The 14,095-nt window shown below is 59.2% G+C and carries 14 protein-coding genes and 1 tRNA gene; 4 read left to right on the top strand and 11 right to left on the bottom strand.

The window, feature by feature from the left end; translation table 11 throughout:
- Positions 1-26 precede the first annotated feature (26 nt).
- Complete coding sequence (locus tag HMPREF3147_RS07970) at positions 27-830, top strand: RecB family exonuclease (RefSeq protein WP_070446615.1); 804 nt, start codon at positions 27-29, stop codon at positions 828-830.
- A gap of 31 nt (positions 831-861) precedes the next feature.
- Here the strand turns inward: HMPREF3147_RS07970 and HMPREF3147_RS07965 are convergent, their stop codons facing one another.
- The 9 genes from HMPREF3147_RS07965 to HMPREF3147_RS07925 all read right to left on the bottom strand — a co-directional run bounded on the left by HMPREF3147_RS07965 (position 862) and on the right by HMPREF3147_RS07925 (position 10,336).
- Positions 862-2,529 carry a formate--tetrahydrofolate ligase gene (locus tag HMPREF3147_RS07965; protein ID WP_070446614.1) on the bottom strand — a complete coding sequence of 556 codons (1,668 nt, stop codon included), beginning with the start codon at positions 2,527-2,529 and terminating at the stop codon, positions 862-864.
- A 62-nt stretch (positions 2,530-2,591) separates the two neighbouring features.
- The gene (locus HMPREF3147_RS07960) at positions 2,592-3,899 is read right to left on the bottom strand and encodes an anaerobic C4-dicarboxylate transporter (RefSeq protein WP_070446613.1); all 1,308 of its coding nucleotides are present in this window, start codon (positions 3,897-3,899) and stop codon (positions 2,592-2,594) included.
- Positions 3,900-4,198: 299 nt separating this feature from the next.
- Complete coding sequence (gene aspA / locus HMPREF3147_RS07955; protein WP_070446612.1) at positions 4,199-5,731, bottom strand: aspartate ammonia-lyase; 1,533 nt, start codon at positions 5,729-5,731, stop codon at positions 4,199-4,201.
- 91 nt (positions 5,732-5,822) lie between these two features.
- Positions 5,823-6,668, bottom strand: a complete 846-nt coding sequence (gene hisG, locus HMPREF3147_RS07950; protein ID WP_070446611.1) for an ATP phosphoribosyltransferase — start codon at positions 6,666-6,668, stop codon at positions 5,823-5,825.
- A 64-nt stretch (positions 6,669-6,732) separates the two neighbouring features.
- Positions 6,733-6,996, bottom strand: coding sequence for a phosphoribosyl-ATP diphosphatase (locus tag HMPREF3147_RS07945; RefSeq protein ID WP_010186658.1), 264 nt, complete (start codon positions 6,994-6,996; stop codon positions 6,733-6,735).
- 59 nt (positions 6,997-7,055) lie between these two features.
- Positions 7,056-7,781, bottom strand: coding sequence for an HAD family hydrolase (locus HMPREF3147_RS07940; protein ID WP_070446610.1), 726 nt, complete (start codon positions 7,779-7,781; stop codon positions 7,056-7,058).
- The gene (locus HMPREF3147_RS07935; RefSeq protein ID WP_070446609.1) at positions 7,782-8,165 is read right to left on the bottom strand and encodes a hypothetical protein; all 384 of its coding nucleotides are present in this window, start codon (positions 8,163-8,165) and stop codon (positions 7,782-7,784) included.
- 24 nt (positions 8,166-8,189) lie between these two features.
- The gene (gene mshC / locus HMPREF3147_RS07930) at positions 8,190-9,434 is read right to left on the bottom strand and encodes a cysteine--1-D-myo-inosityl 2-amino-2-deoxy-alpha-D-glucopyranoside ligase (protein ID WP_070446608.1); all 1,245 of its coding nucleotides are present in this window, start codon (positions 9,432-9,434) and stop codon (positions 8,190-8,192) included.
- 50 nt (positions 9,435-9,484) lie between these two features.
- The gene (locus HMPREF3147_RS07925) at positions 9,485-10,336 is read right to left on the bottom strand and encodes an undecaprenyl-diphosphate phosphatase (RefSeq protein ID WP_201828226.1); all 852 of its coding nucleotides are present in this window, start codon (positions 10,334-10,336) and stop codon (positions 9,485-9,487) included.
- 75 nt (positions 10,337-10,411) lie between these two features.
- Here HMPREF3147_RS07925 and HMPREF3147_RS07920 point away from each other — a divergent pair, with 75 nt between their 5' ends.
- Entirely contained in the window at positions 10,412-11,443 is a 1,032-nt protein-coding gene (locus tag HMPREF3147_RS07920; RefSeq protein ID WP_070446606.1) for an NHL repeat-containing protein, read from the top strand.
- A gap of 47 nt (positions 11,444-11,490) precedes the next feature.
- Positions 11,491-12,603, top strand: coding sequence for a quinone-dependent dihydroorotate dehydrogenase (locus tag HMPREF3147_RS07915; RefSeq protein WP_070446605.1), 1,113 nt, complete (start codon positions 11,491-11,493; stop codon positions 12,601-12,603).
- Between the two features lie 84 nt (positions 12,604-12,687).
- On the opposite strand, the gene HMPREF3147_RS07910 is transcribed toward HMPREF3147_RS07915, so the two are convergent.
- Positions 12,688-13,083, bottom strand: a complete 396-nt coding sequence (locus HMPREF3147_RS07910; RefSeq protein ID WP_070446604.1) for a hypothetical protein — start codon at positions 13,081-13,083, stop codon at positions 12,688-12,690.
- Between the two features lie 23 nt (positions 13,084-13,106).
- Positions 13,107-13,670 carry a YbhB/YbcL family Raf kinase inhibitor-like protein gene (locus HMPREF3147_RS07905; RefSeq protein WP_070446603.1) on the bottom strand — a complete coding sequence of 188 codons (564 nt, stop codon included), beginning with the start codon at positions 13,668-13,670 and terminating at the stop codon, positions 13,107-13,109.
- A 219-nt stretch (positions 13,671-13,889) separates the two neighbouring features.
- Between HMPREF3147_RS07905 and HMPREF3147_RS07900 the strand changes: the two genes are divergently transcribed.
- A tRNA-Leu gene (locus HMPREF3147_RS07900) sits at positions 13,890-13,975 on the top strand.
- The last annotated feature ends 120 nt before the right edge of the window (positions 13,976-14,095 follow it).

The raw sequence follows: 14,095 nt of genomic DNA, 5'->3' as shown, positions 1-14,095 counted from the left end.
GCCTATGCGCTAGGCTGAGGAACATTATGCCGAAAAGACTAGCCCTCTCCCCTTCCCGTGCCTCCGATTACAAGCAATGCCCTCTGCTCTATCGCTTCCGGGCCATTGACAAGCTGCCTGAACCTAAGACAAAAGCCCAGGTCAAGGGAACGCTGGTCCACGCTGTGCTGGAGAAGATGCACCAGCTACCCCGTGAGCAACGTGAGTACCCGGCCGCGGTGAAGATGATCAAGCCGGAATGGGCGGTGATGCTCGACTCCGATCCGGAGCTGCGTGAATTGGTACCCGAGCCCGAGGAGCTGGATTTCTTCGTCGAAGCACGCCAGCTCATCAAGGGCTACTTCCAGATGGAAAACCCCCAAGGTTTCGACGCCCACGAGTGCGAGATGTACGTCGATACCGTCTTGCCAAACGGTGTGCCTGTCCGCGGGTTCATCGACCGCGTAGACGTTGCCCCCACTGGCGAGGTGCGCGTGGTGGACTATAAGACGGGAAAGAAGCCGCTTCCCCGGTATTCCCAGGACGCGCAATTCCAAATGAATTTCTACGCGCTGGTGTACTGGCGGCTTCTCGGCACCATCCCCACGCAGCTGCGGCTGATGTACCTCAAGGTCTTGGATTCAATGTTCCTCACGCCTGGGCCAGAAGAGCTCGAGTACTTCGAGCGTGACCTAGGCGAGCTCTGGGCCAAAATCGAAGGCGATGGCAAGGCCGGAGATTTCAGGCCGAAGACGTCAAAGCTGTGTGGTTGGTGCTCGTTCCAAGACCTCTGCCCGGCTTTTGGCGGTACGCCACCCGAGTATCCCGGGTGGCCCGACCAGGCCTCGTAGACCGTCGCGCTGCGTAAGACCGTGCCGCGGCTTAGAACAAGCCGGAGATCGAACCGTCAGCGGCAACGTCGATGTTGTTCGCTGCGGGCTTCTTTGGCAGGCCCGGCATGGTCATGACGTCACCGGTTAGGGCAACGATGAAACCAGCGCCGGTGCGCGGCTGCAGTTCGCGGACGTGGAGGACGTGGCCTTCCGGAGCGCCGAGCTGGCTCGGATCATCCGAGAAGGAGTACTGGGTCTTGGAAATGACGACTGGGAACTGCTCCCAACCATTGTCCTTGATGTACTTCAAGTCCTTGAGAGCCTTGGAAGAATACTCCACCCGCTCGGCGCGGTAGATTTCCTTGGCGATAGTGTCGATGGAGCTCTCAATTCCTTCAGCGGGGTCGTAGAGCTGGCGGGAGGAGCCTTGGGAGAGGTTGTCCAGAAGGCGCTCAGCCAGCGCAGTCGCCCCTGCACCACCCTTCGCCCACACCTCTGCTTCTTCAAGAGCCACGTCGAAGTCGGCCGCCCACTGACGCATGAACTCGCGCTCGGCCTCGGTATCGCTCCCAAAGAGGTTGAGAGCGACCACTGGCTGAAGCCCGAACTTTCGCAGGTTCTCCACGTGGCGCTCGAGGTTGACCACGCCCTTCTTCAGGGCTTCCAGGTTCTCCGTGGTGAGCTCCTCGCGCGGCTGCCCGCCGTTGTACTTCTGGGAGCGGATCGTTGCCACGACGACCGCGCCAGCGACATCAAGCTCACCAAAGCGGGACTTGATGTCCATGAATTTCTCGCCACCGAGGTCCGCCCCGAAACCTGCTTCCGTGAGGACGATATCGCCGAAGCGCATAGCAGTTTGGGTGGCCAACAGTGTGTTGCAGCCATGAGCGATGTTGGCGAAAGGACCGCCGTGGACGAAAGCCGGCGTACCGCCCAGGGTCTGGACTAGGTTGGGGTTCAGCGCATCGCGCATCAGGGCGGTGAGTGCGCCCTCTGCGCCCAAGTCGCGGGCGGTTACCGGTTGCTGGTCATAGGTGTAGCCCACAGTGATATCACCGAGGCGTTTCTTCAGGTCTGCCAAATCGGTAGCGAGACCGAGGATGGCCATGATTTCCGACGCCGCAGTAATGGTGAATCCGGTCTCCCCCGGCACTCCGTGCGCTGGGCCGCCAAGACCGGTGACGACGTTGCGCAGAGCGCGGTCATTGACGTCAACGCAGCGCTGCCAGGTGATGCGGCGCGGATCGATGTTGAGGGCGTTGCCTTGGTGGATGTGGTTATCGATGATGGCGGCCAAGGTGTTGGTGGCCGCGGCGATAGCGTGGAAGTCACCGGTGAAATGAAGGTTGATATCCTCCATCGGCACAACCTGCGAGTAGCCGCCGCCCGCAGCGCCGCCCTTGATACCCATGACGGGGCCTTGAGAAGGTTCGCGAAGCGCGACGATTGCCTTCTTACCAAGCTGTGTGAGGGCATCGGTCAAACCGATAAGTACGGTGGACTTTCCCTCGCCGGCTGGTGTCGGAGAGACGCCAGTGACGAGTACCAGCTTGCCATCGGCGGGGGCATCCCCAACCTGGGTGATATCCACCTTGGCTTTGTTCTGCCCATAAGGGATGAGGGCGGGCGCTGGGATTCCAGCGCGGGCGGCAATATCTGTGATGGGTTCGAGCTGGTGGGCTTGGGCAATGTCAACATCAGAAGGTTGCGTAGTCATGCCCACCAGCTTAGCGCTCTAAAGAAGCCTCTTGAGCAACATTAGATAATTTCTCGATGATGCTAAAGCAGGACCGCACCGAAGGCGTAGCACAGGAGGACAGACAAGGCGATGCTGACGGTGCCGGGGATGATGAACGGGTGATTGAAGACAGCTTTGCCGATGCGCGTCGAGCCGGTGTCATCCATCTCAACGGCTGCCAACAGGGTCGGGTAGGTCGGCAGGATGAACAGAGCGGATACCGCAGGGAAGGCAGCCACAGCGGTCAGTGGGTTGACGCCGAGGGCCAGAGCAGCCGGCATGAGAGCCTTGGTGGTCGCGGCTTGCGAGTACAGCAGCGCCGCAGCAAAGAAGAGCACGACGGCCAGCAGCCAAGGGGCGGATTCGATGACGGAGCCGGAGATGGCCTGAATGTCCTCCATGTAGTGGTTAATGAGCGTGGTGCCCAACCAGGCCACACCAAGCACACAGATACAGGCGGACATGCCCGACTTGAACACTGGCGTATTAAGTACGTCGCCAGCGGAGATCTTGGTGATCATCACGATAAGGGTTGCGGCAGTGAGCATCACCGTCATGATGGCCTCATTGCGGGGCAGAGTCGGCTCTTCGATGAGTCCCACCTGAGAAGATGTCAGGGTGGCCCACAGCATAACGATGACGATGGCAACGAGGAAGATGATGACGGAGGTCTTAGCGCCCTGTACCGGGCTGTAATTGTGGGAGCCCTGCGGCATCTTTACCAGGCCTTGGGTCTTGCGTTCCTGGTATACGGGATCATCTTCTAGCTCCGCCCCGGAACGGTTGGCAATCCACGCGGCAGGGAAAATGGAAAGAAATGTCGCCGGAATGAGCACAGCGAGGATCTGCAAGTAGCCCACGTTCATCGGCTCCAAGAGGGAGGCTAGCAACACCACGGCGGCGGAAATGGGCGAGGCACAGATGGCCATTTGTGAGGCCACCACAGAGATGGACAGCGGACGGGATGGGCGAACCTTGCCTTCCTTGGCCACCTCAACGATGACGGGAAGCGTAGAAAATGCCGTGTGGCCGGTACCCGCCAGAACGGTCATAAGCCAGGTCACGACAGGGGCATAGAACGTGATCTTCTTAGGATTCTTGCGAAGGAATTTCTCGGCGAGGTAGACCAGATAGTCCATGCCGCCGGCGCGTTGCATAGCAGCAATGGCCGCGATAACAGTCATGATGATGCCGATGACATCGAAAGGAATGTCTTCGCGTGTAACGGGAACGCCGCTCAGGCCGAGAAGCAGGACACCCAAGCCGCCGGCCATGCCAATGCCGATCGAACCAATTCGGGCACCGAGATAAATCGCCGCGAGGACGATAATGATGTGCACAACAACCATTATGTAACTCCAATATGTGCAGGTGATCTGCAGTATGGGGTGAATCGCGCGACGGTCCGCACACGACCTGGGCGCGAGAACTGACAGTCTCTATTCTGCCCTACTTATGTGGCATTAGCGAGATTCCAGGCCCGATTGTGTCCGTTTACACACCCCCTTCGCTCGAAGGAGGGCCGAGGGGCTTGAGAGATGGACAGCCACTGAAAGAAAACGACGCGCCCGCGCTGCCTCGTTGAAGGTAGCGCGGGCGCGTGGCGTGCAGCATCAGCGTTTCTATACGCTAGTGCTGTGGCACAGCTTTATTCGTCGATGTAGAGCTGACCGCGGAATTCTGGGTGCATGAGGTTCTCTACAGACAGAACCTTGTTGAGAGTCTCTTCGTCGAGCAGGCCCTTCTCCAGAACTAGGTCCTTGACTCCCTTGCCGGTCTTGAGGGACTCCTTAGCAATCATGTCACCGTTGTGGTGGCCGATGAACGGGTTCAGGTAAGTGACGATACCAATGGAGTTCTCCACGTAAGCGCGGCACACATCAGCGTTTGCGGTGATGCCCGTGACGCACTTCTCGCGCAGGGTATCGACGGCGTTGCCCATAATGCGGATGGACTGGAACAGTGCCTCACCGATGACCGGCTCCATGACGTTGAGCTGCAGCTGGCCTGCCTCAGCGGCCATGGTGACGACGTGATCGTTGCCGAAGATCTTGAAGCAGACCTGGTTGACAACCTCTGGGATAACCGGGTTGACCTTACCCGGCATGATGGAGGAACCAGCCTGACGCGGAGGCAGGTTGATCTCTGCCAGGCCAGCGCGCGGACCAGAGGACAGCAGTCGCAGGTCGTTACAGATCTTGGCCAGCTTCATTGCCGCACGCTTGATGGTGGAGTGCAGCAGTACATAAGCACCACAGTCAGAGGTTGCCTCGATGAGATCGCGGGCGGTCTTAATCTCTAGACCAGTGACCTCGGACAGTGCGGCGGTCACCTGGTGGCGGTAGCCGGCCGGGGTGTTCACGCCGGTACCGATAGCGGTTGCGCCGAGGTTGATCTCCAGCAGACGCTTCTGGGCGTCACGCAGGATGGCCTGCTCTTCCGCAAGGTTATGCGCGAAGGCCTTGAACTCATCCCCCAGGGTCATCGGAACGGCGTCCTGCAGCTGGGTGCGGCCCATCTTCAGGATGTCAACGAATTCATTGCCCTTGGCGTGGAATGCTGCCTGCAGGGAATCGATGCGCTCGATGAGGTCTTCCATGGCGTAGTAGATGCCCAAGCGGAAGCCGGTGGGGTACGCGTCATTGGTGGACTGGGACATGTTGACATCATCGTTCGGGTTGATGTCGTCGTAGGAACCCTTTTCCTCACCGAGGTACTCGAGCGCCAGGTTGGCCACAACCTCGTTGGTGTTCATGTTGAGGGAGGTACCAGCGCCACCCTGGAAGACATCCAGCGGGAACTGGTCCATGCAGCGGCCCTCTTCCAGGATCTGGTCACAGGCCCAGATGATTGCCTCTGCCTTCTTCTTAGGAAGGACGTGCAGACGGCGGTTAGCCATCGCGGTGGCCTTCTTGACCTGCACCATACCGCGGATGAAATCCGGGATGGTGTTGATGGTCACGTAGGAAATCTGGAAGTTCTCGATAGCGCGCAGCGTGTGAACGCCGTAGTACGCATCACTCGGAACCTCCACGGAGCCGAGAAGATCAGTCTCAGTACGCGTCTTCTTGCTAGACGGGGCCTTCGAAGACTTGTTAGTGGCCTTTTCCTCGACCTGAGACTTCACGTCCTTGGTCTCCTTGGCCTCTGGCTGAGCATCCTTCTTTGTTGTCTTTGCCATCGGGGCTGACTCCTTGCATAAAAATCGAAGAACGATGATGGTCAGCCACCATAGTAGCTAGGTGCGCGAATAAAATGTTTGGAATATCCCCCTAAAAGCGGGCAATGCGCAGATCTGAAGCGAGAATCGCTTCTGCTCCGAGCCCTTCGAGGCTGTCCATAACTTGATTCGCCAACTTGCGGGGAACCATGACGCGCACAGCGACCCAGCCTTCCCGGGCCAAAGGAGAGATGGTCGGTCCCGTCAGACCAGGAGTCACTGCTTCGACCTCAGGCAGCTTTTCCTCTGCCACGTTGTAGTCGAGCATGACGAAGTGGCGTGCATTGAGGATTCCGCGGATGCGGCTGAGCACAACGTTCTCATCTGCAGTGACGTCTTCGCCTTCGCGCTTAATCACCACAGCCTCCGAAGTCACGATGGGCTCACCGAAGGGCTCAAGGCCCTGCTGGCGCAGTGTGGTGCCTGTGGAAACCACATCGGCAATGACATCTGCGACACCAAGGTGAATCGAAATCTCGACCGCACCGTCAAGGCGGATGACTTGCGCGTCGATGCCATTGGCTGCGAGGTTATCACGAACCACGTTGGGATAAGACGTGGCAATACGCTTGCCCTGCAGCTTGGCGACGTCCCACTCCTCCCCCGCCGGTGCGGCATAGCGGAAGGTGGAGCCGCCAAAATTCAGGGCTAGAACTTCGTTGAACTTTGCGCGGGAATCCAGTGCCAAATCACGGCCGGTGATGCCCAGATCCAGGACGCCCTGCGCCACGTAGATGGCAATATCCTTTGGGCGCAGGAAGAAGAACTCGACTCCGTTCTCCTCATCCACGACGTTGAGTGACTTGTTGTGTCCACGGCCTTTGTATCCAGCTTCCTTCAGGATTTCGAGGGCGGCCTCGGACAGGGACCCCTTGTTGGGGACGGCAATTTTGATCATTGGTGTGCGGTACTTTCTACGCTGACTGCGATGTTGGCTGTGTACTAGAACGGCAAGGGGCCGACTAAAGGTAGGAGTAAATATCCTCGAGCTTCAGGCCGCGCTTATGCGCCATAACCTGGAGCCAGTACAGCAGTTGCGACATCTCCTCAGCGAGTTCCTCATCGGACTGGTACTCGGCCGCAATCCACACTTCGCCAGCCTCTTCGATGATTTTCTTGCCCAAGTGGTGGATTCCTTTATCGAAGGCTTCCACGGTGCCGGAGCCTTCGGGGCGTTCGGCGATCTTCTGGGACAGTTCCTCAAACAGGCTTTCAAAATTCTTCACAAAGGGATATTCTTCCACACCGCTGCATAAAATTCTGCACCCCGGCCGAAATTCTCCGCTTACAGTGAGCGCAAGCGCTGGAACCATTCATAAATGTCGCGCGCCGTGGCACCGTCTAGGTGGTGGTGCCCACTGCCTCGTAATTCGGCGATGACAGTGACCTCGTCGGGGACTGTAACGTGCTCCCCTTCCGGCAAACCAATGACGGAGCAGCCAGCGGCGACCGCCGCGCGCATACCTGCCGCCGAATCTTCGAATACGAGGCAATCCTGGGGTCGAGCGCCCACCCGGCGGGCGGCCTCGGCATACATGTCAGGAGCTGGCTTGCCGTTGGGAATCTCGTCGCCACAGATTGTGTCGACGAAATAATCTCGGCCCAAAGCCGCGATCGCGGAATCCGCCACGTAGCGCTCGGTGTTCGTGGTCACCATCATCGGCATTCCCGCATCCTTGAGCTCACCAAGCAGCTCCGAAATTCCCGGGAAGATCTCGAGGCGTTCGGCAAAAAGTGACCTCACGTAGTCGAACATGAGCATGCGGTAGCGTTCGCTATCGCCAGGCTGGAGCTCGACGCCGGCTTTGTCGGCACAGATGGCGAGCGTGTCCTCGAAGGTCGCGCCTACCGTGGCCAACCGCTCCGTCGGCGTTAGCCGGCGCCCCAACGTTTCAGAGAGGTAAAAGGTGGCCTCTTCCCATAGTGGTTCAGAGTTGGTGAGTGTGCCGTCCATGTCCCAGAAGATCGCGGCGGGACGACAGGTATGTGCGGTCTGATCGGTATCAGTCAATTAGAAATCCAGCTCCGGTAGCTGCGCGAGGGCTTCATCATCTGCACCTGTTGCTGCGGAGGCCGAGTGAATAAGCTCGGTGAGCTCCTCCTTCTCCTCTGGCTCAAGTACAGCGTCGGCGTTCTTGCGGTTGAAAGCTGCGAGCTTCTCGACGGAAGGACGTACCGCGGCTCCCAGGAGACCACCATCTGGATCATCTGGAAGTTTATCTAGGTTCTCGAGGAAGGACTCCAAGATAGAGCGGAGGTCTGGGAGCACCGAGGCATCAAACGGTGCCTCCCAGAACTCCTTCTCCTCTTCCTTGAGGTAATCCCCGGTGGCGAAGGACTGCAGGTTGGACATGAACTCATCAACGGTGGGCTGGAATTCTGCACGAATCGTCATGAGCTAAATCATGCCTGAAGTTTCCTAGAGGCGCACGCCCAGCAAGGAATTAACTGCAGTGCGCAGAACGTTAGATGCTTCTTCGGACGCTTCCACTGCCCCTGTGGCCTTCTCAGCCCACTGATCCAGAACCGCAATAGCGCGCGGGGTAGCCAAATCATCCGCCAACGCTAGCCGCACGTTGTGGACAACGTTCTTGATCTCTTCCACGGTGCCTGGGGTTCGGGAGGCCGCACGCCAGCGCTCCAAACGCTCCTGCGCGGTGCGCAGGACCTCGTCGGACCAGTCCCGGTCCTCACGGTAGTGGCCGGAGAATACGCCAAGGCGAATCGCAGAGGGATCAACGCCTGCCTCCACAAGCTTGTGGACGAAGACCAGGTTACCCAAAGACTTGGACATCTTGGTGCCCTCCAAGCCAATCATGCCGGTGTGCACATAGGACTGGGCCATGCGTTCGACCCCACGAGCGGCCTCAGCATGCGCCGCAGAAAACTCGTGGTGCGGAAACTTGAGATCCGAACCCCCACCCTGAATATCGAAGCTGGAGCCGAGCCGGTTGGTCGCGATGGCAGAACACTCAATGTGCCAGCCCGGACGCCCCGGGCCAAAAGGAGATTCCCAGGCAGGTTCGCCCTCGCGGTGGGCACGCCAAATCAAGGCATCTAGCGGATCACGCTTACCGGGGCGGTCCGGGTCACCGCCGCGCTCGGCAAAGAAGGTCTCCATCTGCTCCCGGGAATAATTCGATTCGTAGCCGAAGTTCTTCGTGGCCTCGATGGATGCGTAGACGTCCGGATAGTCGGGGTCATCGACGACGTAGGCTGCACCTGCGTCGAGAAGCGCCTGCACCATCTCCGTGATCTCATCGATGGCTTCCATCGCCCCAACGAAGTGCTGCGGAGGAAACACAGAGAGCAGTTCCATGTCGGAGCGGAAAAGATTGATCTGCGAGGTACCCAACTCGCGCCAATCCACGCCATCGCGCTCGGCGCGTTCGAAGAGCGGATCATCCACGTCGGTGATGTTCTGGGCGTAATTCACCTTGTAGCCGTTATCCAGCAGCTGGCGGTAGATCAGATCAAAGGTGAGATAGGTCGCCGCATGGCCCAGGTGGGTGGAATCATACGGGGTAATGCCACAGACATACATGGTGGCGGTCTCCCCCTCGATGTTGAGCTTTTTTACCTCTTCATCAGCGGAATCATAGAGGTGAAGCGGCGACGGGGCGCCAGGTACGGAATCGATGTGCGGGACAGGCCAAGAGTGCATGGGCACCATCCTAACGTGTACTGACTCCGCAACTGGCGCATGCCCGGTTATTAAGGGGCGAGCACCCCGAGGCCCAGCAAGAGCATGACGAGGAGCCCGACAGGGATGCGGTAGGCCGCAAACCACTCGAAGGAGTGGTTACCCACGAACTTCAGCAGCCACGCAATAGACGCATAACCGACGACGAACGCGATGAGCGTGCCGACGAGCAGTTGGGCGCCGGTGGCAGATTGCCCCACGGTGGGGCCGAAGGCGTCGCCAAGCGAAAACAGGCCCGAAGCCATAACCGCAGGAATGGCGAGGAGGAAGCTAAAGCGCGTCGCCACCTCGCGATCCAAGCCCAAAAAGAGGCCGCCCGAAATCGTGCCTCCCGAGCGCGAGACACCTGGGATGAGAGCTAAGCACTGGCATAGGCCCATGACGATGGCATCGCGCATCGTCAAGTCCTCGAAGCTGCGCTCCTTTTTGCCCACCCTCTCAGCGATGATGAAGACAACGGAGAAAAGCACGAGCATGGACGCTGTAATCCACAGGTTGCGCAAGTTATCCCTGATCAGGTCCTTGCCCAGGACGCCTAGGATGCCAATCGGGATTGAGCCGACGATGACCATCCACCCCATGCGGTAGTCCTGGCCACGCTGCTCCTTGTGCACGAGACCTATGAACCACCCTTTGAGGATCTGCCAGATCATTCCCGCGAAGTACACAATCACTGCTAACTCAGTGCCGAGCTGGATAACGGCAGTAAAGGAGGCGCCGGCGTCCTGCCCCCAAAAGAGCGTGGAGACGATGCGTAGGTGCCCCGAAGAGCTCACGGGCAGGAATTCGGTGAGGCCTTGGACAAGAGACAAGACGATGACCTGTACCCATGTCATGGCGTCAGTTGTAGCTGTTGTAGTCACCCGCGACAGCCTACTAGCGCGCTCCATGGCTTCCGGTTTCCACCACGCTGACTGCTAGGATGAGGGATCGTGAAAATGCGTCGAGTCCTGCTTTCTTCTGCCCTTCTTGCCAGCACATGCGCCCTTGCCGCCTGCAATCCCACGGAAGGGGTTGGCGGGGACCCCAACTCGGCGGTCTATGGCAAGGCCGAACCCGCTTCTTCCCCAGAGTCATCGGAGCCAGTGGGCACCGTCGTGCCCTACACTGCCGTGACTGACCTCGCGGCGGTGGGTGATACCCTCGCCGTGCGCACCGAGGACTCCCTCGCTGTAGGTTCGGCTGCAGACTTTGAGGAAGAAAAGGCCACGCAGATTTCCGTCGATCAGAAGTGCGGCGACCTGACTGCTTCCGACAAGCATTTCCTCCTCGCGTGTGGGGAAAAAGTCTTGCTTGTTGATCCATCCCAGCCGGATTCCCCCCAGGAATTGGCAGTGGATGAGGAGCAGCCAGTAACGGTAGCCGCGGAGGCTTCCAGCGGTGAAGTATTCGTTGGTTCAAAGGACTCGACCACCGTCGGCGTGTACCGCGACGGGGAACGCAGCACCGGCATCACGGTGGAGGCCGGTTCGGATCAGCTCATTTCCGTTCCCGTTTCTGATGGTGCGGACGGCATCGTCCGCGTCTTAAGGGAAGACTCGACGATTCAATCTCTCGATTGGGAAAAGGACCGTGCGGGCGGGCGTCTGCGCGTAGGCCAGGGCGTCGGCCAGATCGCCGGCGGCGAAGGAGCCGTGGTCGTAGCATCGGACACCGTAGGCAAACGCGTGGCTATCTACACTTCCAGCGACGTTATTCGCCTGCACCAATACGGCAACACCGACGGCACACCGTGGGGCGTGGCTTGGGATGCCGGCCGCACACTGGCGTGGGTAACCACCACCGATAACAACCATCTCCACGCCTATACCGTTTCCGCGGGCGTCCCAGAAAACGTTGGCACCATGGACACTGTGGCTGATGCACGCACTATTGCTGTGCTGGGCGACGGCACCCTCGTCACCGCCTCCGCATCCGGTGAAGGCCTCCAGTTCATCACCGATCCGCAACTCGACACATCACCGCGCTAGCATCCGGTCTCAAAGACCTCATTCGCAACCTCAGCTAAGGACACTTCATGCAGTACTCCGCTCTTGACCGCGCCCGCCATGCTGCCTACCAGGCAGCATTGAAGGGAATGTTTAAACTCGACCCAGAGCGAATCCACGGAATCATCAACGGCGGGCTCGCTATCTTCCAAGCCGGTGGCCCGCTCAATCGCGCGCTGGGAAAGGTGGTACCGGTTAATGATCCGGTATTGGAACAGGAAGTCTTTGGGGTGCGCTTCCCACGTCCGCTAGGGTTGGCGGCCGGCTTCGACAAGAACGCGGCGGCTGCTGATGTCTGGACCCCCGTTGGCTTCGGCTATGCCGAGCTGGGCACCATCACCCCGAAGGCGCAGCCCGGAAACCCTACTCCCCGCCTGTTCCGACTCAAGGCGGACAAGGCGATCCTAAACCGCATGGGCTTTAACAATGAGGGTGCGCTGGCCGCCGCGCGCAATCTACGCAAGCGCCGCTACAACGATGTCGTGGGCATCAACATTGGCAAGAACAAGGTCACCGACGCCGAGCATGCTGTGGATGATTACCGTCAGTGCGCATCTGTGCTGGGGGATCTGGCCGATTATGTCGTGGTTAATGTGTCCTCCCCTAATACCCCAGGATTGCGTGACCTGCAGGCAGTGGAGTCCCTCCGCCCCATCATGGAAGCCGTGGTGGAATCGACTTCCTCGCCGGTCTTGGTCAAGATTGCTCCCGATCTCAGCGATGAAGATATTGATGCCGTGGCGGATATGGCCGTGGAAGTTGGCTTGGCCGGGATCGTGGCTACCAACACCACTATTTCCCGTGAGGGGTTGAATACCCCGGCCGACGAGGTTGCTGCCATGGGCGCGGGTGGCGTGTCGGGTCCCCCGGTGGCTGAGCGTTCGATGGAAGTGCTCAAGCGACTTCACGCCCGCGTAGGCGATGAACTGGTGCTGGTTTCGGCGGGCGGAATTTCCACGCCGGAGCAGGCATGGGAACGTATTACTGCCGGTGCCTCGCTGCTGCAGGGCTACACCGGACTGATTTATGGTGGACTGGATTGGATTCGCGACATTCACCGCGGCATTGCCCAGCAGATTCGCGCGCACGACCTCAGTAACATCTCGGAGGCAGTTGGCTCCGGTCTGGGATGGATCGACTAAGCCCCCGAAGAGTCTTCGAGGGGGCTTAGCCCTGTCGATGAAGAGAAGCACGGATGAGGGGCTTCCGCGCTTCATGCGTTTCACTTAACGCAGTGTGCGGCGGATAATGACCGCGCACAGGCCTGCAGCCACGGCGTAGAGGAAAACCACGTACTGCCCCATCGTGGTGAGGACCGTACTGGGCAGTGCGCGGCTAGCGATGATGAGCACCAGCGCTAGGACTAGCGCAATGATTTGCTCGCGGCTGCCGCGCTGATCGCGGCGTTGGGTGCTGAATGCACCGACGAGCAGTGCGGCACCAACGATGGCGAGGTGGCGCCATGTCCATTCAAAGGTGGCGCCCCAGCCGTCGGTGAAAATCGATACGAGCCCAAATAGTGCTAACACGGCGGCCAGCAACATGAAAGCGCCGCCCACGCGCAGGGCGGCGGGGATATCTACTCCGTCAGTCGTGGGGTTAGTATCCGAATTCCTAGTCATTGTGCCGAGTCTAATGGGCCGTATTAGTGGGCCTCGTACCAGCCCCACGTAATCGCACGGCCGAGGGTGTGGAAGAAAAGGTTAAACCCAAGGACCGTCGGCGTTGCCTCCGGGTCGATGTCGAGGCGCTCAACGTCGACGGCGTGGACCGCAAAGAGGTAGCGGTGCGGGGCATGACCAGCTGGCGGCTGGGGCCCGTAATAAACGCGCTGGCCGGAGTCTCCGCGCAAGCTGATGACACCTTCATGCCCAAGGTCTTCCGCGGAGCCTGCTCCCGTAGGAAGCTCACGTACGTCAGCCGGAATATTGAACGCAGCCCAGTGCCAGAAACCGGAACCCGTCGGAGCGTCCGGGTCAAAGCAGGTGACAGCGAAGGACTTGGTTCCCTCGGGTACGTCCGACCACGAGAGTTGCGGTGAGATGTTCTCAGGAGCGCGGAAGCGCTCTGCGATTTCCGCCCCCTCTTCAATATCAGTGGACGTTACGGTGAATGCGGGGACATCCCCCAGTGGTGCATAAGGGTCCGGGCCGGGAAAGCGGGAATCGGTGGCGTAGCTCTCAACGGAATCTGAAGTGTTCTTAGTCATAGATTCATTTGTACCGGAAAGCTAAAACCCATGCCGACGAATGGTCTTCTGCCCTAGACAGCGGCAGTAAGCGCTCGGTTGGGGCGAGCGAGTTTCATCGTTGTGTTTTCAGCACACTGCACGAGCCTAAAACACCGCGTGAGCTGCTGATTTGTGAAGTTATGCCCATTCGGGATACAGTATGCGAGTGCCCAGCCGAGAGGCTGAACAAACACCCTAGCCCGGGTGGCGGAATGGCAGACGCGCTAGCTTGAGGTGCTAGTGTCCTATTAACGGACGTGGGGGTTCAAGTCCCCCCTCGGGCACAAATAGAAACCCCGTGTTTCACATTGTCAGAAATGACCGGTGAGTCACGGGGTTTTCGCCTCGGTACAGTGGGTGCGTATGAACGGGCTTAAGGGACATTTTGTGTGGATTTGCGGCGT

The organism is Corynebacterium sp. HMSC05D03 (assembly GCF_001807205.1).
In the GTDB taxonomy this organism is placed as follows: domain Bacteria; phylum Actinomycetota; class Actinomycetes; order Mycobacteriales; family Mycobacteriaceae; genus Corynebacterium; species Corynebacterium aurimucosum.
The sequence above is the reverse complement of the archived record's forward strand: the minus strand, read 5'-3'. Positions and strand labels throughout refer to the sequence as shown.